The 19,329-nt window shown below is 65.7% G+C and carries 16 protein-coding genes; 5 read left to right on the plus strand and 11 right to left on the minus strand.

Translation table 11 applies throughout. The annotated features are described in order from the left end of the window. Positions 1-311: 311 nt before the first annotated feature. Both PI87_RS26190 and PI87_RS26195 read right to left on the minus strand, forming a co-directional pair. Positions 312-1,724, minus strand: a complete 1,413-nt coding sequence (locus PI87_RS26190; protein WP_039600678.1) for a methyl-accepting chemotaxis protein — start codon at positions 1,722-1,724, stop codon at positions 312-314. Between the two features lie 115 nt (positions 1,725-1,839). Further along, on the minus strand, positions 1,840-4,560 hold the full coding sequence (locus tag PI87_RS26195) for a sensor domain-containing protein (RefSeq protein WP_039600679.1): 2,721 nt from the start codon (positions 4,558-4,560) through the stop codon (positions 1,840-1,842). 197 nt (positions 4,561-4,757) lie between these two features. Between PI87_RS26195 and PI87_RS26200 the strand changes: the two genes are divergently transcribed. Next, entirely contained in the window at positions 4,758-5,933 is a 1,176-nt protein-coding gene (locus tag PI87_RS26200; RefSeq protein WP_039600680.1) for an alpha-D-ribose 1-methylphosphonate 5-triphosphate diphosphatase, read from the plus strand. 13 nt (positions 5,934-5,946) lie between these two features. Next, the gene (locus tag PI87_RS26205; RefSeq protein WP_039600681.1) at positions 5,947-6,699 is read left to right on the plus strand and encodes a DUF1045 domain-containing protein; all 753 of its coding nucleotides are present in this window, start codon (positions 5,947-5,949) and stop codon (positions 6,697-6,699) included. A gap of 21 nt (positions 6,700-6,720) precedes the next feature. Here PI87_RS26205 and PI87_RS26210 read toward each other — a convergent pair whose 3' ends face one another. From PI87_RS26210 to PI87_RS26220, 3 genes are all read right to left on the minus strand, one after another. Then, entirely contained in the window at positions 6,721-7,503 is a 783-nt protein-coding gene (locus PI87_RS26210; RefSeq protein WP_442965534.1) for a hypothetical protein, read from the minus strand. A 43-nt stretch (positions 7,504-7,546) separates the two neighbouring features. Beyond that, the gene (locus PI87_RS26215) at positions 7,547-7,933 is read right to left on the minus strand and encodes a hypothetical protein (protein WP_039600683.1); all 387 of its coding nucleotides are present in this window, start codon (positions 7,931-7,933) and stop codon (positions 7,547-7,549) included. A gap of 219 nt (positions 7,934-8,152) precedes the next feature. Next, positions 8,153-9,358: an MFS transporter gene (locus PI87_RS26220; protein WP_039600721.1), complete on the minus strand. Its 1,206-nt coding sequence runs from the start codon at positions 9,356-9,358 to the stop codon at positions 8,153-8,155. Between the two features lie 249 nt (positions 9,359-9,607). On the opposite strand from PI87_RS26220, the gene dacB reads away from it, so the two are divergent. The 3 genes from dacB (at position 9,608) to PI87_RS26235 (ending at position 12,937) form a co-directional block, all read left to right on the plus strand. After that, entirely contained in the window at positions 9,608-11,155 is a 1,548-nt protein-coding gene (gene dacB / locus PI87_RS26225; protein WP_039600684.1) for a D-alanyl-D-alanine carboxypeptidase/D-alanyl-D-alanine endopeptidase, read from the plus strand. Beyond that, complete coding sequence (gene mobB, locus PI87_RS26230) at positions 11,152-11,688, plus strand: molybdopterin-guanine dinucleotide biosynthesis protein B (protein ID WP_039600685.1); 537 nt, start codon at positions 11,152-11,154, stop codon at positions 11,686-11,688. Before dacB ends, mobB begins: the two co-directional genes overlap by 4 nt. Before the next feature lie 76 nt (positions 11,689-11,764). Continuing rightward, complete coding sequence (locus tag PI87_RS26235; protein WP_039600686.1) at positions 11,765-12,937, plus strand: tetratricopeptide repeat protein; 1,173 nt, start codon at positions 11,765-11,767, stop codon at positions 12,935-12,937. Between the two features lie 78 nt (positions 12,938-13,015). Here the strand turns inward: PI87_RS26235 and PI87_RS26240 are convergent, their stop codons facing one another. The 6 genes from PI87_RS26240 to fba form a co-directional block, all read right to left on the minus strand. Then, a complete protein-coding gene (locus PI87_RS26240; RefSeq protein ID WP_039600687.1) occupies positions 13,016-14,059 on the minus strand; it encodes an SGNH/GDSL hydrolase family protein in 1,044 nt (347 codons plus the stop codon). Between the two features lie 159 nt (positions 14,060-14,218). Then, a complete protein-coding gene (locus PI87_RS26245; protein WP_039600722.1) occupies positions 14,219-15,223 on the minus strand; it encodes an L-threonylcarbamoyladenylate synthase in 1,005 nt (334 codons plus the stop codon). Between the two features lie 14 nt (positions 15,224-15,237). Further along, on the minus strand, positions 15,238-16,473 hold the full coding sequence (locus tag PI87_RS26250; RefSeq protein ID WP_039600688.1) for a 5-(carboxyamino)imidazole ribonucleotide synthase: 1,236 nt from the start codon (positions 16,471-16,473) through the stop codon (positions 15,238-15,240). A gap of 28 nt (positions 16,474-16,501) precedes the next feature. Beyond that, positions 16,502-17,011, minus strand: coding sequence for a 5-(carboxyamino)imidazole ribonucleotide mutase (purE, locus tag PI87_RS26255; protein WP_039600689.1), 510 nt, complete (start codon positions 17,009-17,011; stop codon positions 16,502-16,504). Positions 17,012-17,023: 12 nt separating this feature from the next. Beyond that, positions 17,024-17,947, minus strand: coding sequence for a phosphoribosylaminoimidazolesuccinocarboxamide synthase (locus PI87_RS26260; RefSeq protein ID WP_039600690.1), 924 nt, complete (start codon positions 17,945-17,947; stop codon positions 17,024-17,026). A 307-nt stretch (positions 17,948-18,254) separates the two neighbouring features. Next, positions 18,255-19,319, minus strand: a complete 1,065-nt coding sequence (gene fba / locus PI87_RS26265) for a class II fructose-bisphosphate aldolase (RefSeq protein WP_039600691.1) — start codon at positions 19,317-19,319, stop codon at positions 18,255-18,257. Between the last annotated feature and the right edge of the window lie 10 nt (positions 19,320-19,329).

Below are 19,329 nucleotides of genomic sequence, written 5' to 3' on the forward strand. Positions count from 1 at the left end.
CCGGCAGGGGACGAAACACCGGATGCACCACCAGCATCAACCGTTCCGCATCCAACCCCACCAGCAGGGTTTCGAACCCCGCACGCGGCGTTCCAAACCCCACCCCTCGAAGTTCCGAACCTTATTGATGAAGTTCCGAACCTGACCCGCGAGGTTCCCAACGCCGCCCCCAGCGTTCCGAACACCAACGGTTTGAGTTCCAAACGCCATGCATGCGGTTCGGAACCCCATGCACGCGGTTCCGAACCCGGCCAATGCCGTTCCAAACGCCGTCGACGATGTCCCGAACGCCATCCATGCAGTTCGGCACCCTACCCCGCCACCTTGTACCCAATCCGCAACCCGCCCCAGTGGCGCCCTTTGACGTAGATGGGCGCTGACACATCCTTCATCATCGCGAAGCTGCCGTTGCCCATGTCACGGCGATAGGTCTGCAGTAGGAAAGCCTCGGTGTTGCGGGCGGCACCCAGGCCCGTGCGATCGGCAAACATCCGGCGGTTGCGGCTGTTAGCGGCGTTCCACACCGGGTCACTGCCCTGCGGCTGCGAGAACTTCAGGTTGTGCGTCGGCAGGTAGCCGTTGGCATCCACCGCCGCGCAGAACACCACGCGCGGGTCGAGCCCCAGCAGCGGCTCCTGCAGCGCAGGCAGCACGCGATCCGTAAACGCGGTGAAACGCGCCAGATGCTGCGGCGGGTCGGTATTGGCGACGGGCTGATACGCACGGTCGAACAGGTCACCCTCACTGATGTCACCCCGCGCGACAGCCGATTCAAACAGTGCACCGATCTTGCGCGCCGTCGCCTGCACGGCGTCGATGAACGCCGTATCGGCACTCTGCACACCGGTGGCAGCCGTGTGCCGAATCAGCGCTTCCGATACCGCCAGCAAACCCGACAGCTGCTGCTGCGCATTGTCGATGTTGTGGCTCGATTGCTTGACGCCCTCAGCCATGGCCTCCACTTCGCGTGCAAGCGAGGCGCATTCATCTTCGATAGCGGCGGTGGAATCGGCAATGCTGGTGGCCTCGGCATCAAAACGCGCGATGGCCTCGCCTGCCACGCCGATCACCGCGCCGATGGCCTGCGTGCCCGTATCCACGCGCTGGGCACGCGCCACGTTGGCGCTGCTGTCGCCGATCAGCTTGTCGGTCTGGCCAGACAGATCCGCCAGCGTGGTCTCGATGCGCTGGGTGGCCTCTGCGGTCTGACCGGCAAGCTGCTTGACCGCGCCCGCCACCACCGCAAAACTGCGGCCCGATTCTCCAGCGCGCGCCGCCTCGATAGCGGCATTGATGGCCAGCAGGTTGGTCTGCTTGGCAATCTGCGAAATCTGTTCGGATGCCTGCGCCACCTGCACCAGTGCTTCGCGCAGCGCCGCAATCTGCTGCTCCATGCTGGCCACGCCGATCGCCAGTTCGCGGATGTCGCGCAGCGACGCCTCCACCGTGGCGCGTGAACCACTCACCTCTTCGGTGGCATGCGAGGCCACTTCACGCGCATGGCGCGCCGCCACGGCAATGTCGTGGTTGCCACGCATGGTGGCGTCGGCGGCACTGCGTAGTTGGTCGAACACATCGGCCTGGCGGCGCAGGCGCACGGCCACGTCTTCCACATTGCCGGACACCTCGCAGATGCCCATGCCCACGCGGCCGGCTTCTTCGGCAATGCGGGCGACAAGTTCAGGAGAGGCTTTGGGGCCGCGGCCCCAGGCGAATGGCTTCACGTGCGGTGGTCTCCAAGTGTTGTTTTGTGCGCCCTCGCAACGTTGGCGGGGCATCCCTCTATGGGGCATATCGGCGCGGGCGAATGCGCGCTTGAGAGACGCTACGCGCCCTGACTTACGTGGGCATTACGTCGGTACTGGGCTGCGCGGTGCAGCCGCGTCGCAGCCGTGCCTCGTAGGCAGCAGCGGTCATCGGCGGGCCGAACAGGAAGCCCTGCAGCTTGTCGCAGCCGGCGGCTTGCAGAAACTCGGCCTGCTCCAGCGTCTCGACACCCTCGGCGGTCACGGTCATGTCCAGCGACGCAGCCATCGCCACAATGGCACGCGAGATCACCACCGAATCGCGATGGCGCGGAATGCCAGAGACGAACGAGCGGTCCACCTTCAGGTTGTCGATCGGGAAGCGCTGCAGATATGACAGCGATGAATACCCCGTGCCGAAATCGTCGACCGAGATGCGGATGCCCAGCGCGGTGAGCGCGTCGAGCACGGGCATCACAGCAGCGGTGTCGCGCATCAGCAGGCCTTCGGTGATCTCCATCTCCAGTGCACACGCGGGCAGACCGGCTTCAGCCAGGCACCGCGAGATGGTCGGCACCAGCCCCTCGCCAAACTGGCGCGGCGACAGGTTCACGGCCACGAAGAAGTTCGGCATGCAGGTGGCGCGCCAGTGCGCGGCCTGGTGGCACGCCTGCGCCAGCACCCATTCGCCGATCGCGCCAATGAGCCCGGAGTCTTCGGCCACGGGGATGAACTCGGCGGGCGACACCTCGCCCAACTCCGTGCTGTGCCAGCGCAGCAGCACCTCGGCACCGACAATCTCCATCGACGTTGCATCGACGATGGGTTGAAAACGCAGCGACAGCTCTTCCGCAGCCAGCGCGCGGCGCAGGTGGTATTCCAGCTGGAAGCGCCGCTGCGCCCGCTGTGACAGCCGCGCGGTGTACACGCGGTGCTGGTTGCGCCCGTTCTGCTTGGCGTTGTACATCGCGGTATCGGCGCAGCGCAGCAGCGTGGCGGCGTCGCTGCCGTGCTCGGGATACACGGCAATGCCGATCGATGCCCCCAGGTAGTACTCCGTGCCGCTGGTGGAGAACGGCTGCGCGATGGCGCCGACGATGCGCTGGGCCAGGCGCTCGGCCTCGCCCAGCGAGCGCACGTTATCGAGCAGCACGACGAATTCATCGCCGCCCAGACGCGCCAGCGTATCGCTCTGGCGCACGCAGGCCGACAACCGCTGCGCGACGATGCGCAGCAGATGGTCACCCGCTTCGTGGCCAGCGGTGTCGTTGACTTTCTTGAAGCCGTCCAGATCCAGAAATAGCACGGCAACCTGATGGCCATCGGTGGTGGCCTCGTCCAGCACGGCCTGCATGCGTTGCGAGAAATAGGCGCGGTTGTACAGGCCAGTGAGCGCATCGCGCTGCGCGAGGAACTTGAGCTGCTGCTGGGCCTGGCGCGCGGGGCCGATGTCGTTGAACGAGATGAGCACGGCGGTGGGCGCGTCGTCGCCGGGGCGTGCGATGGGCAGCACGTTCTCGTGCACCCACACCACGTCGCCGTCCACCAGTTCCAGGCCGATCGTCAGGCCCAGCAGCGGGCGGCCGGTGCTCAGCACCACGTGCGTCGGCCGCTCGTTGAAGGGGATCTCGCTGCCGTCTTCACGCAAGGACCGGCGCATCAGCGCAAGGTGGCTGGTGCCGACCGGCGACGCGTTGCCCGCCCGCAGGATGCGCCGCGCACTCGGGTTGCACGCGAGGATGGTGCCGTCGGCCGCCTGCACGACGATGCCTTCGGTCAGGTTGTCGACGGCCAGGCGGTAGCGCTCTTCGCTCTCCTGCAACTCACGCGCGATGTGCGCCTTCTGGATCGCCACGCCGACAATGTCGGTAATGCCGTCAAGCAGCCCCATCGTGTCGTGCGTGGGGGCGCGCGGCGTGTCGTAGTAAATGCCCATCGCGCCGATCATCTGCGCGTTGTCGCCGCGGATGGGGGTCGACCAACAGGCACGCAGGCCAAGCGGTTGCACGATGTCGCGGTGGTCGTCCCACAGCGGGTCGGTGTCGATGTCTTCCACCACCACGCGCTTGTTGTGGAACATGGCCGTGCCGCACGAGCCGTGCGCCGGCCCGATCGACAGCCCGATCAGCACCTGCGAGAGCATGAACGGCAGCGAGGGCGCGACCGCCTGCGTGACGTGCTCGCCATCGCCGCACAGCAGGACGGAGCACATCGCCCCGTCGTCGAGCAGCACTTCAACCAGCCGGCAGACCTCGGCCAGCAGATCGGGCAGCGGCACGTTGCGCGAGCTCAGTTCGAGCACCGTCTTTTCGCAGCGCAGCAACTCCTTGGCGCGTGCCGTCTCTGCGGCCAGGGCGCGGTAGTTGGCTTCGGATTCACGCAGGGCCTGCTCGGCCTGCTTGCGTTGGGTGATGTCGCGGGCCACCACCTGGATGGCGGTGCGCCAGCCCAACTGTACGGGGGCAGACAACACCTCCACGTCGACCGGTGTGCCGTCGCGGCGCAGCAAGGTCTGCTCTACCGGCGGCAGGCCTGCGCCGTGCGCAACCATCCACTCGCGGCGCTGGCGGGCAAGGTGCACCGAGTCGCCATGCACGAACTCGTCCAGCTCGTGGCCGACGATGTCGCGGGCGTGCTGCGCGCCAAACAGCCGAACACCCGCCTCGTTGATGAAAACGATGATGTCGTCCGCGACGATGTACAGCGCATCCGGCATCTGCCGGACAAGCGCCTCGTAGCGATCATCAGCAAGCGGTAGCGGCCTGGCAGCGTCCGGTTCGGGACGTTCGGGCCGCTCTGCAGAAGTGGCGTCCATATGGGCTGGGGGGCCTGTTTCTCTTGCTATCGACAATGGTTTCAGGAAAGTTAAGGCGTTTGGATGGTCCTCCCTACTTCAGAGTGGTGCAAATGACCGAGGTCAGGTCGAATGGCACGTGAGTTGCGGCACAATGCCAGCACAACTTCGATGCGCGCGAGCACTGCATCGCGCACACTTTCTCTCAGGCACGGGCTATGCAATCGTTTTCGTCCTCTGTCGGTCACTTGGCCGGCCTCGTTTCGCGCCGCACGCTCCTGGCCGAAGGCCTGGCGGAGGCGGCAGTCCAGTTTCGCGACGGTCGCATCGCCGCGTGTGATGCCGACCCGACGCGCGGCATGCTCGACTGTGGTGACCTGCTTGTCCTGCCCGGCATCGTCGATCTGCATGGCGATGCCTTTGAGCGCGCCGTCATGCCCCGCCCCGGTGTGGCGTTTCCGTACGACACGGCGCTGGCAGATGTGGACGGCCAGTTGCTCGCCAACGGCATCACCACTGAATTCCACGGCGTGACCTACTCCTGGGAAGGCGGCCTGCGCGGCCACGCCTATGCGCTGCGCATGCTCGACACGCTCGAAGCCATGCGCCCGCACCTGGGTGCCGAGCACCTGATGCACCTGCGCTTCGAGCTGCACCACGCCGATGGCGTGGCCGATGCGCTGGCCTGGATGGCCGCCGGCCGCGTGCACTTCCTGTCATTCAACGACCACCTGCCGGTGATGCGCGACAAGCTGGGCGACGCGCGCAAGCTCGCCCAATACGCCGACCGCGCCGAGTGCGATGTCGACACATTCCGCACCCGCCTGGACACCGCCGCCGTCAACGTCCACAAGCTCGACGAGGTGCTCGGCGTGCTGGCACGGGCGGCACAGCAACGCGGCATCCGCATGGCCTCGCACGACGAGCCCGACATCGCCACGCGCAACGCCTTCCACGCGCATGGCTGCACCGTCACCGAATTCCCGCTGACCGAGGATGTGGCCCGTGCGGCGCGTGCGCACGGTGGGCACATCGTCTTCGGCGCCCCTAACGTCGTGCGCGGCGGCAGCCACAACGGCGCCCCCAACGCAGCGGCCATGGTGGCGGCCGGGCTGGGCACGGTGCTGGCCTCCGACTACTACTACCCCGCTCTGCTGGCCGCACCGTTCAAGCTGGCCGAACGCGGCGTCGTGCCGCTGGCACAGGCGTGGGACCTGGTGTCCGCCAACCCGGCAGAAGCCGCCGGGCTGACCGACCGTGGCAGGTTCACCGCCGGCCTACGTGCCGATGCCATCGTGGTCGATGACCGCCGTCCCGGCCTGCCGCGCGTGGTGGCTGCGGTGGTGGGTGGGCGCCTGCGCCACGCCACCGGGCATCTGCCCCTCATTGCCTGAGGGCCTCGTGCCAATGGACGCGCCGCTGCAACCTCCGCCCGCACTGTCCAAGGCTTGGCGATACGCGCTCTACCTGCTGCCGCCCGAGCCCTGGTATACGCTCGGCACCCGCTGGCTCGGCCGCTGCGTGCTGCACGGCGAGCAGATCGACACCCATGCGCGCCAGCCGCTGGCCAGCGACGCCCGTGTCGACCTCACCACGCTCGACCGCTGGACCGCAGACCCACGCCACTACGGCCTGCACGCCACCTTCAAGCCGCCCTTCCGCCTGGCAGAGACCCACACGGTTGATGACCTGGATGCGGCGCTGCGCCGGTTCGCGCGGCAGCATTCCCCGTTCACGATCGAGCCGGCCTTGCAAACGCTGCGCGGCTTCCTGGCGTGGCGCCTACGCCACGGCGATCCGGCCCGCGATGCGCTTCACGAATTCGCCGATGCGTGCGTACGCGAGTTCGACGCCTTCCGCGCGCCGGCCCCCGCTACCGAACTCGCTCGCCGGCGCATGGCCGGCCTGTCCGATGCACAGGAGCGCCATCTGCAGCGCTGGGGCTATCCGTACGTATTCGACACGTTCACCTTCCACATCACGCTGACCGGGCTCCTGGGCCATACCGAACAGCTGGCCTGCTACCGCGCGCTGGAAGCCGGCAGCGTAGTGCTGCCGCCCACAATGTCCATCGACAACATCGCGCTGTTCACGCAGCTCGAGCCCGAGGCGCCCTTTACGGTGGCGCGCGTGTACCGCTTCGACGGCAGCGTTGAATGATGTCGCGACAGGTATTGATGCTCAGCGCGTGAGATCGACCACGTCGATCGTCTGCGTCTGGCCGTGCTGCTCGACCTCCTGACGCATCACCACGCCGGCTTCCGGGCAGAACCAATCGGTGATGTGGGCGACGGTCGGGTCCGGCTCAAGCGACTCATTACCCAGCTGCAGCACGCCCAGCGTGGCCGTGCGCGTATAGCGGATCGGCCGGCACTGCAGGATGCCCACAACCGTGTTCATCGGTTGCGGCCGCCCGACCTCGCGCTCGGACACCACCACCTTGGCGTGCTCGGCACGCATGTGCCCGACGGAAATGCCCAGGCGCGGCGATACCACATCAAAGTCGAAGCTCGATTCGTAGGTGTCGCCCGGCAGCATCTCGGCCTCGGGCGCCAGGCCCGCGCCGTACAGGAACATGCCGGAAATGGCGGTGCTGACGGTGCCGACCAGATCGGCATGCTCGCTTTGCGCAAACACACGCCCGTTGATACTGACCACGCGCGTGACGACGCCCGCCTCGTCCACCAGCAGTTGATGCTCCTGCACCGTCTCGATGGGCCGACCGCCCAGCGCCACGAGGCCCGACTTGGCGTAGATGTGCAGGCCGATCTCGCAGCCGTCCTGGATATCGCGGTTGACGTCGTGCAGCGTGAACTCGACGATCATCGGCGTCTTGCCGTTGCCGTCCAGCCGCAGGCGGCTGCCATCGTGCACCCACGACGCGGTGCACAGGCCGCCAGCGTGCGCAGGCAGCGTGATGCAGGCCGCCACGGCTGCCACCCACAAAGAAAAACGCCGATGCATCTGGCGATGCATCAGCGTCTTCATGAACCCGAGCGGCATGGGCTTACTGCTTGGGCGCATCCTTCTTGTTGGCGCCTTCGCTGTACGGGTCAAACTTGCCGCCCGCCTTGGCACCCTGGGAGTACGGGCTGGTGGCGTCGCCCTGGCGAGCACCTTGCGTGTACGTATCGTACTTGCCCTTCTCGACGTTGGCCGGCTGTGCGCCCGGGTTGAGCGCGCTGGCGGTACTGTCGTCCTTGTTGGCACCCTGCGAATACGGGTCGAACTTGTCGCCGGCCTTTGCGCCCTGGGTGTACGGGTCGAACTTCTTGTCGGCGTTGGCGCCTTGGCTGTAGGGGTCGAACTTCTTGTCGGTTTGCGCGTGCGCCACACCGCTGATGGCTGCCACGACAGCAACCGCTGCCACGAGGTTGAGACGTTTGTACGGCATCTGAAGCTCCTTTCCTATGGGTCGTTTGGGCTGATCACATGGTGCAGCCTCGTTTTGAACGTATCCCGGTGCCGTCACCACGGTTTGGCCATGACAACGCGCCGGGGAACCCCCTCTCCTCGTCGTACGCTATGGCAAGCGCACGCGAAAGTCAACGCACAGGAAGTGCCTATTTTTTTGGCGATCCGCACTCAATCGGTGTTGACCCTTAAGCCCTTTCTAGCCCCTTTTGTCCCTCTGGTCCTTCTGGCCCTTCTGCCGAATCGCCCCCGGGCCCGCCACCGCAATCAGCGCCATCGTCAGTGCCACCACTGACAGCCCCCAGCGCAAGTCCGACCGATGGGCAATCAAGCCGATGATGACCGGGCCGATCAGCAAGCCCACATAGGCGAAGCGCGCCACCGCCGCGATGCCCTCCGCAGCCGGCACGCCCGGCAGGCGCGATGCAGTAATGAAGAAGATCGGCACCATGTTGGCCGCGCCCACGCCCATCAGCGCAAAACCGGCCAGTACAGCAGCCGGGTCCGGCCACAGCAGCGCCAGCAGGATGCCGCCCGTGGCCAGCACGCCGCTGGCGCCCAGCACGCGCATGTTGCCCCAGCGCCCGCGCGCGAAATCGCCGCCGAAACGCGCCAGCGCCATGCCGCCTGAAAACGCGGCGTACCCCGCGCTGGCAACGGCCTCGGGCGATTGCGCGATCTCGCGCATGTACACCGTCGTCCAGTCGTACATCGCGCCTTCACCCAGCAGCCCGAAGAAGGCCAGGAGACCCAGTACGAACAGCGTGCGACCGGTGGTCGGGTGTGCGGGCTCGCCTTCCGCATGCACGTGGTCGGGCAGCATGAACGGCCCGGCGCACAGCGCGGTCGCCATCAAGACCAGCGCCATACCGCCACAGTGCACGGCCGGTGGCACCCCCAGTTCCAAGAGCACGCCGCCCACGGCTGCACCCACCATGCCGCCCAGGCTGAACATGCCGTGCAAAGACGAAATGATCGGCTTGTGGTGGTTGGCTTCCACCGTGGTGGCCTGTGCATTGATGGCCACGTCAAACCCTACGGTGCTGATGCCAAACAGAAAAAGCGCCACCAGCAGCGCCGGGTAGCTGGGCATCAGCATGATCAACGCCAGCATCGCGCTGAACGCGATGCCGCCCCGCACGCTGGCGTGTTGCGTGCCAACGCGCGCCACCCAGCGGCCCACAAATTTGATGGAGAGGATGGCGCCAAAGGCAACCATGAACATCGCCAATGACAACGATGCCTCGGACAAGCCAAAGCGCGCCTTCACGGTGGGAATGTGGATACCCCAGGTCGCAAACGTTGCACCGTTGACGAAAAAGAGGGCCATCGTCGCCGCGCGGGCTGACAGGGGAAGCCGGCGAGGCTGCAGCACGCCGGCAGATTGCACGAATTCGGAAGACATGAGGACAACGAGGAATGCGCTTGCCGCACGAACGTCGCGCAGCAAAGGTGCCATGCTACCGCGCCAAGCTGATCACTGCTTTGCGCCAGATTGCCCACGCGATGACGCCGCCGTCACACGCGGATGATTCTTCAGGAATTGGACGGTGAACGCCGCATTGCTTGTCGTCCGAAGCATGGGGTCACTGCGTTAACATGCCTGCATCCGCACTTGGCGCACGCACGTGTGCCCCACTCTGCCCCCCGCCCGATGGCCCGAATTCGCTCGACCCGTTTGCTGAACCTGTCGCGCTGTGCACTTGCCTGCGCGACGCTCCTTACCCTCACGGCCGCGCCGCTGGCGCATGCCAAGAAACCCAAGGCCCACACTGCACACGCTACGCCCGCTGCAACCGCAGCACAAAAGCGCCAAGCGGCACGCAATCCGGCCGGGCTGCCGGCCAATGTGGCACTGGCATTTGCCCGTGCGCACATCCCGCTCGACGCGGTGAGCGTGTTCGTGATCCGCACCGGCACCGCCAACCCCATCCTGCAGTGGAACGCCGATGCCGGCATGAACCCGGCGTCGACCATGAAGCTGCTGACCACCTTTGCCGGACTGGATCTGCTGGGCCCCAACTTCCGCTGGAAGACCTCGGCCTACGCCGATAACCAGCCCGTCAACGGCACACTCACCGGCAACCTCTACCTGCGCGGCCAGGGTGATCCGAAGCTGATCCCAGAAGAGCTGGTCAAGCTGGTGAGCGATGTGCGCCGCGCCGGCGTAGATGAGCTGGCCGGCAACGTCGTGCTGGACCGCACGTACTTCGAGAATGGCCTGTCTGAAGCGCCGCCGCTCGATGGCGATAGCGGACGCGCCTACAACGTGGCGCCCGATGCGCTGCTCTACTCGTTCAAGACGCTCACCTTCACGCTCACGCCGGACGCGGGCAACGGCGCAGTCAACATCGACGTGTCGCCACCCTTGGCACAACTGCAGATCGACAACCAGCTGCGCACCACGCGCGGCGGCTGTGGCGACTGGAAGACCAACTCCGGCGCCAACATCAGCACTCAGACCGATGGCCACGTACTCGCCAGCTTCGACGGCCGCTACGCCGCCGCCTGCGGAGAACGCGTCTACAACATTGCCGCGCTCACGCATGCCGACTTCATCTGGGGCGGCTTCCTGGCGCTGTGGCAGCAAGCTGGCGGCACGACACGCTTCACCCCCGGCCTGCGTGAAGGCAAGGTGCCGCGCCAGGCCGTGCTGCTGGCCACACACTACGGCCCCACGCTGGCGGAGGTCGTGCATGACATCGACAAGTACTCGAACAACGTGATGGCGCGCCAGCTCTTCCTCACCATCGGTGCGGAGATCGGCCGCAAACCTGCCTCGGTGCCGCAGTCGACCGAAGTCATCAACCGCTGGCTGGCCAAGCAGAACCTGACAATGCCGGAGCTGGTGCTGGAGAACGGCTCGGGCCTGTCGCGCACCGAGCGCATCAGCGCGCGCAACATGGGGCGCCTGCTGCAACAGGCCGACGCCAACCCGAACGGCGGCATCCTGCGCGATGCGCTGCCCGTGGTGGGCGTGGACGGCACCATGCGCAACCGCCTTACGCGCGCCGGCGTGGCCGGCAACGCCGAGATCAAGACCGGCACGCTCAATGACGTGCGCGCCATCGCCGGCTACGTGGAAGGCGAGAACGGCGAGCGCTTCGTGGTCGTCAGCATGATCAACCACCCGAACGCGAGCGGCGGCCAGGCTGCACACGACGCGCTGCTGCAATGGATCTACCAGGGCGCGCCGCGATGACTCGGCCGAACCCACGCACGGCACTTCTGGGCATCACCGGCACCTCGGGCAGCGGCAAGACCACGCTCGTCGAGCAGCTCATCGCGCGCTTCGTGCGCGATGGGCGCCGCGTGGCTGCCGTCAAGCACACGCATCACGGTTTCGACCTCGATACGCCGGGCAAGGATTCGCACCGCATGCGCTCGGCCGGCAGCGCCGACGTGGTGCTGGTGGGCGGCGAGCGCCTCGTGCTGATGCGCGAGTTTGCGCCGGCACAGGAACCGGAACTGGCCGACGTGCTGGCACTGCTCTCTCCCGATACCGACGTGGTAATCGTGGAAGGCTACAAGCGCAGCGATTTCCCGAAGATCGAGGTGTTCCGTCCTTCGCTGGGTCGTCCACCGCTGTGGCCGGAGATTGGTGGCGTGATCGCCGTGGCCACGGATGCGGCCGATGCCATACAGGTGCCTGAAGGCATCACCGTGCTCGATCTCAACGATGTCGATGCGGTGTACCGGTTTGCCGTACAGCAGATCGCGCAAGCCTCAACATGAAGCACTCTTAACATCTGCGCGAAGCAGCTTGGCTATGATGGGGTGTTGAAATTTTTGCCAGCCCCCTCCTAACAATATGCTTTCCCGTCTGTCAGCCGCGCTTCTTGGCGCGGCATTTTTTTGCTCCGCGCTGCCTGCTGCTGCGCGCGACTGGATCGCCCCGACAGCCACCCTCGGCCGCGGCGCACAGGTCCACCAATTCGTGCTGATCGACCCGTCGACCGGGAAGCCGATGCCCAATGCACGTTACCGCCTGCTCCTGCCGGACCACACCATCGCCGGCAAACCGCCCAAGCCGGGCGAACACGATAGCGTGATCTTCGGCACCACCGATAGCGCGGGGCGTACGGTCAAGGTCCGTCTGCCCAAGCGCTATCCAGCCGAGCGCTGGATACTCAACCCGATCATCGGCCACGGTGAATTTGGCGAATCCTTCCACCTGGTCAGCACGCTCGATCACGTCCCGTTGAGCAACTTCCCGTACCTGCTGGATGTGACAGACGAATACCTGATCTGCGGCCGTGCCAATGACGGGGGGTATTCGTACTACGCGCAGTCGCGCGAGGCGCGCGGGGTGCAGCTCGATATCGACATGCAGTTCACGCCGCAGGACTACGCCTGGTGCGCAGGCCCCGGCAGAGCCATCGCCAACGCAGACGAAGCGCAAAGCCCGTCGGCACTCTACGCGCAGTACCTCGGTGCGCTGACTGCCAACGGCACAACGCTGAGCGAAGGCTTTCAAAACCGCATCGCCCGCAAGCTGATCTCGCTGGCGATTGCCGAGCGCAACCTCGAACACATCGACTTCGCACTCAATCTGCGTCCGTTGCCGGACGACAAGCTCAACGGCTACGGCTATGACCTCGTCGATGCAGGACTGCGCGTGGAGCGTGGCCTGTCGATGATCGAAGCCTATCTGGACAAGAACACGGACGATCCATTTGCCCTCGACAGCAAGGGCTGGGCGCTATATCGGTTGGGCCGCAATGAAGAAGCACTCACGTGGTTCGATCGCTCCATCGCCATCTTCAGCCAGCCGGACGGCAGCTATGGCGTCAGCGACGATGTGGTGCGCGAGGCGCGTGCGGAAGGTCTCGCACACAAGGGCGAGGTGCTGTGGAAACTCGGCCGGACCGACGAAGCGCAGGAGGCCTTCAAGCAGGGCCTCGCCATCTTGCCGACCAGCGAAGCATTGAAGGCGACGCTGGCACGCCTGGCAGTCACGTTGCCGACAGCGACTGCACAGTAAGCCCGCATACGCGGCATCGCCACCAATGAAAACGCCCGCTTGCGCGGGCGTTTTTTGCTTGAGCCGGTACTTGCCAGATCAGTGCATCAGGCTGTCTGCCAGCAAACGCTGCAGCACGTTGCTCGCGATCAGGCGATGGCCGCCCGTAGTCGGGTGCACACCATCAGCAAACAGGTAGGTCTGGACATTCCCGCCCGTAATCAGCGTATTGGCCGAGCAGAACAGCGAGCTGCCGCCGGCGCTTGGTACCAAGGCATTGATCTTGGTCGCATCGCACACGGGCGTGCTGGTGTTGACAAAGCCGAACTGCGCGCCGTTCTGGATCACGGCCGTCAGTTGCGAGTTGAAGTCGATCACACGCGCGGTCGTGCCCGCCAGGCCGGTTTGCAGCGTGGTGTTGAACGTGCCCACCAGCGCATGCAACAGCGCCTGACCTGCCGGGCCACCAGACACGCCGAACGGCGTCAGGCTGCTGTCGGGCAGGTTGAACACATAGAGCTGCGTCGCGTTCTTGCTGATCATGTCCTTGATGTAGCCGACCAGGTCGGTTGCGGCCTGCTGCACCTGTGCGGTGGCAATGGCCGGCGTCACGCCCGAATTCGGCGTCGCCACGGCGGCAGCCCAGTAGAAGATGTCATTGTTGCCGCCGAACACGAACACCACGTCGCTGCTGCCGTTGAACGTGTTGTTGCTGGCCGCGTAGAAATTGGCGAGCTGCTGCTTGACCGGGTACGTGAGCGCCCCTGCACCGCCGTTGTGGCCGATACCGTTCGGATCGGTCACGCGCGAGCCGCCTTGCGCATAGTCGAAGCAACCGGGTTTCGGACACGTCTGCACCTGGTTCGCGTAGCCCATCACAGCCGGCGTAAGTGCCACGCCCATCTGCGATGCCACGGTTTCCGCCCAGATCGGGCCGGGGTTGGTGGTGAACTTGCCACCGCCCACAGGGGCTGCCGCCGGCGTGTAGGTACCCGCGTCGCTCAGGCTGTCGCCAAACACCACCATGCGCTGAACCTGGGGGGTACTGCTGCTGTTACCGCTCTGATCGGATTCGCCGCCGCAAGCGGTCAGGCCCAATGCAAGGGCCGCCGATGCGAGCCCCATCCATTGACGCAACTTCATGGTCTGTCTCCCGTATGGAATTTTTATGATCTGTGGTGCCGCGATGCGTAACCTCGCCGCGCGTTTGAAGCACGCGGAACGACACACCGACCAAGTGTAGCGAGGTTGGCGGGCGCACGGCGAACGCGTGCGCCTTAAGAATTAGAGGCTCGACTCGAACTAAGCAGCGAACGCGGCGGCGGCGCGACGCAGGCGGTCATTGACCGCTGCCCAGGCGGGCGTATCGGCTAGGGTTTCTACCCAGATGGCGTCGTAGCCACCGCGATCGAGATCACGCAGCAGCGCATACAACGCATTGGCATACGCCGCGGGTGTCGCAGGCGCGGCATGCTGGTCGCAGCCGGCGGGCAACGCTACAGGAGCACCCAGCCAGACGATGCGCTTACCAGGTTGCAACGCTGTCAGACGCACGGGCACGTCAGCGGCGGAGAGCAAGTACAGCGGTGTACGCGGCGCGTAATGCGCCTTCAACGTACCGGAAGCACGCGGCGCAGCGGCATCCGGCAGCGCAGGCAGCTCGCCCGTCACGCGCTCGATGTCCTCAGGCGTGATGGCACCCGGACGCAGCAGCACCGGGCCCATCCCCTGGTCCAGGCGCGAGAGATCGATGATGGTCGATTCAATGCCAACGTCCACGCCGTCGCCTTCGAGCACGAACACGGCATCGCCGAATTCGTCACGCACGTGCTGCGCGGTGGTCGGGCTGACCTGACCGAACTTGTTGGCCGACGGCGCAGCAATGCCGCCGCGCCCGCGCTTGAAGCGCGAGAGCAACGCCTGCGCCACCGGATGCGACGGGCAACGCAGCCCAATGCTGTCCTGCCCGCCTGCCACCGCTGCCGGAATGTGCGGCGCACGCTTCAGGATGAGCGTGAGTGGACCGGGCCAGAAGGCTTCGATGAGTTGCAGCGCGATGCCGGGCACATCATCGGCCCAGTAGGAAATGTCTGCGCCATCCACCACGTGCACGATCACGGGGTGGTTGGACGGCCGCCCCTTGGCGGCGTAGATCTTGGCGATGGCCTGCGGGCTTTCGGCATCGGCACCGAGACCGTAGACGGTCTCGGTCGGGAAGGCGACCAGCTCGCCCGCCTCCAGCTTGCGCGCAGCTTCATCCAGGCGCTCGCGCGAAGGCATGACGTAGGGCGTGGTCGACTTGTGCATGATGACGCTCGCGATCAATCCGGCTGCAGACCGAGCACGTGTGCGGCGTGGCGGAAGGCCTCGTCCACCACTTCCGGCGAGGTGCCAACGCAGTTCACGTGACCCATCTTGCGGCCCGGGCGGGCGTCAGCCTTGCCGTACAGGTGAACCTTCGCTCCGCTATGGCCCATCACTTCGTGCCACGCAGGCGACCGTTCCAGACCATATTCGAACCACACGTCGCCCAGCACATTCAGCATACGCCCCGGCGAGTGCTGACGCGTGCTGCCCAGCGGCAGGCGGGCCATGGCACGCACCTGCTGTTCGAACTGGCTGGTCTCGCACACATCCATGGTGATGTGGCCGGAGTTGTGCGGGCGCGGCGCCATTTCGTTGGCGACCAGCGAGCCATCCTGCAGCACGAAGAATTCAACGCACAGCACACCGACGTAGCCCATCTCTTCGGCGATCATCGCGGCAGCGGCACGCGTGCGCGTGGCGATGTCATCCGACACGCTACGCGACGGCATGATGGTCGAGAACAGAATGCCCTCGCGGTGCGCGTTCTCTGCCAGCGGCCACGTGGCAGTGGTGCCATCGGCGGCACGGGCAGCCAGCACAGACACCTCGTAGGCCAGCGGCAGCATCTTTTCCAGCACGCACGGTACGTGCTGCATGGCGCCCCAGGCGGTACGCAATTCTTCGATGGTGGAAACGCGCGCCTGGCCCTTGCCGTCATAGCCCATGCGGGCAATCTTCAGGATGCCGGGCAGCAGGTCGGCGGGCAGTTGCTCGATGTCGGCTTCGTGCTCGATCACCCAGCTCGGCGCCGGGTGAATGCCCGTGCGTGCAGCGCACAGCGCGAAGAATTTTTTCTCGGCGATGCGGTTCTGTGCGATCGATACGCAGTTGGCGCGCGGTGCGACAAACGCGCCGAGTTGCTCCAGGCGGTCGAGCGCGAGCGCCGGCACGTTCTCGAATTCGGTGGTGACGGCCGGGCACAGCGCGGCCATCTCGGCCAGTGCGGTTTCATCGGTATAACCAGCGCAGATGTGGCGCTCAGCGATGGTGCCGGCGGGGCTGTCCGGGTCCGGGTCGAGCACGCAGACCTTGTAGCCCATCGCCTGCGCGGCGTGCGTGAACATGCGGCCGAGCTGGCCGCCGCCCAGCATGCCCAGCCAGGCATCGGGCAGGATTGCGTTGGGAACGTTCAGCGCGCGGGATTCCGCGGTGTGGGCTTGCGCCAGGCGCGGGTTCAGGTCGTCGGCCATGGATCAGGTCGCGGGGGTCGTCAGGTACTTAGGCGCCATGCACGGGCAGCGTCATGCCGCGTGCCACTTCGGTTTGTTGCGCGCGGAAGGCTTCGAGCTTGTCGGCCAGCGCTGCGTCGGTAGTCGCGATGGTGGCGATGGCCGCCAGCGCCGCGTTGGCCGCTCCCGCTTCACCGATGGCGAACGTCGACACCGGAATGCCCTTGGGCATCTGCACGATGGAGAGCAGCGAGTCTTCGCCGCGCAGGTACTTGGACGGCACCGGCACACCGAACACCGGCACGATCGTCTTGGCAGCGATCATGCCTGGCAGATGCGCTGCCCCGCCGGCACCGGCGATGATGGCGCGCAAACCCCGGCCGCGTGCGGCTTCGGCGTAGCGGAACATGTCGTCCGGCATGCGGTGCGCGGAGACAACCTGCGCCTCGAATGGAATGCCGAACTGGGTGAGCATGTCCACCGCGTGGCGCATGATTTCCCAGTCAGAGTTGGAGCCCATCACCACGCCAACGAGCGGAGCAGATTGCTGTGCGGTCATCGTCATCGCTCCTTAGCGCAGCGTCTCACCGGTCAGGCGCGTGAGCGCTTCGCGGTACTTGTCAGCGGTCTTTTCGATCACGTCGGCAGGCAGTTGCGGCGCTGGGGCCGTCTTCGGCCACGGCTTGCCGTCGATGCGCACGGCCTCCAGCCAATCGCGCACGAACTGCTTGTCGAACGACGGCGGGTTGGTGCCCACCTGGTACGAATCGGCCGGCCAGAAACGCGACGAATCGGCGGTAAGCGCCTCGTCCATCAGGGTGAGCGTGCCGTTCTCGTCCAGGCCGAACTCGAACTTGGTGTCGGCGATGATGATGCCGCGCGTGGCAGCAAAGTCGGAGGCTTCCTTGTACAGGCGGATGCTCACGTCGCGGATCTGCGCGGCGAGGTCGGGGCCGATGCGGCGCACGACTTCATCGAAGGAGATGTTCTCGTCATGCTCACCCATCTCGGCCTTGGCGGCGGGGGTGAAGATCGGCTCGGGCAGCTTCTGCGCGTTCTGCAGGCCGGGGGCAAGGTGCACGCCGCAGACAGCACCGGTCGCTTGGTAATCCTTCCAACCGCTGCCGGCCAGGTAACCACGCACAACAGCTTCCACCAGGATCGGCTTCAGGCGCTTGACCACGATGGCGCGGCCGCGCACTTGGTCGACCTCGTTTGCGGCCACCACGGTTTCCGGGGCGATGCCCGTCTCGTGCGTCGGCACGATATGGCGCAGCTTGTTGAACCAGAAGTCCGACATCTGTGCGAGCACGCGGCCCTTGTCCGGAATCGGCTGGCCGAGAATCACGTCAAACGCCGACAGGCGGTCGGTGGTGACCATCAGCAGCTTGTCGTCGCCGACAGCGTAGTTCTCGCGCACCTTGCCGCGGCCGAGCAACGGCAGGCTGGTGATCGACGATTGATAAAGGGCGGAGGCAGCAGGGGTGGCGGACACGGCGAAACCCGAGAGGAGATGAGAAAACGTGGAAGGCCAGCATTATATAGGGTCTGTTGGCACGCCAAACGCGCGCACGTTGGCCCGAGCGGGGGTCAGATGCGCGGAGGACGCCGCCGCAAAGGGCCTTCCCTTTGCAAGGCGCGCCGACAAAGCAGATGGCCCCTGATCGGGTCAACCCGAAGGGCTAGGTGGCTTCAAGCCACCTAGCGTGCGTGCGTTTGGCGTGCCAACAGGCCCTTTGGCCCATGCAATGCAAAACGGCTGGCGCAGTGCCAGCCGTTGTTCTACTTGTGACGCAAAATGCTTATTGCACCACTTGCGCCAGCTTGCCGCTCGCGTAGTCAGCAGCGATGACCGACAGGCCGATCGGCTTGATCTTGCCGGCCTGGCCTTCGCAGCCGAACTCGATGTAGCGCGCCTTGCAGACTTGCTTGGCAGCTTCGCGGGCGGGTTTGAGCCATTCGCGGGCATCGAACTTGTCCGGGTTTTCGGCCAGGAACTTGCGCACCGCGCCGGTCATCGCCAGGCGGATGTCGGTGTCGATGTTGATCTTGCGCACGCCGTACTTGATGGCTTCCTGGATCTCTTCGACCGGCACGCCGTAGGTTTCCTTCATCTTGCCGCCGTACTGGTTAATGATGGCCAGCAGCTCTTGCGGCACGGAGGACGAGCCATGCATCACCAGGTGGGTGTTCGGGATGCGCGCGTGGATTTCCTTCACGCGGCTGATCGCCAGGATGTCGCCGGTGGGCTTGCGCGAGAACTTGTAGGCGCCGTGGCTGGTGCCGATGGCGATGGCCAGGGCGTCGAGCTGGGTGGCCTTGACGAACTGGGCAGCCTCTTCCGGGTCCGTCAGCAGGGCCGAGTGGTCGAGCTTGCCCTCAGCGCCGTGGCCGTCTTCCTCGCCGGCCATGCCGGTTTCCAGCGAGCCCAGGCAGCCGAGTTCGCCTTCCACGGTCACGCCAACCTTGTGTGCCATCTCGACCACGCGGCGCGTCACGTCGACGTTGTAGTCGAAGTCGGCCGGGGTCTTGCCGTCTTCGCGCAGCGAGCCGTCCATCATGACCGAGCCGAAGCCCAGATCAATGGCACCCTGGCAGATCGCCGGGCTTTGGCCGTGATCCTGGTGCATGACCAGCGGGATCTCCGGATAGGCTTCCACAGCCGCCTGGATCAGGTGCTTGATGAAGGACTCGCCGGCGTACTTGCGGGCGCCTGCGCTGGCCTGCAGGATCACCGGCGCGCCGGTTTCCTTGGCCGCTTCCATCACGGCCTGGACTTGCTCCAGGTTGTTGACGTTGAACGCCGGCAGGCCGTAGCCGTTTTCAGCGGCGTGGTCCAGCAGTTGGCGCATGGAAACGAGTGGCATGGTTTTCTCC

The organism is Ralstonia sp. A12 (assembly GCF_000801955.1).
Classification (GTDB): domain Bacteria; phylum Pseudomonadota; class Gammaproteobacteria; order Burkholderiales; family Burkholderiaceae; genus Ralstonia.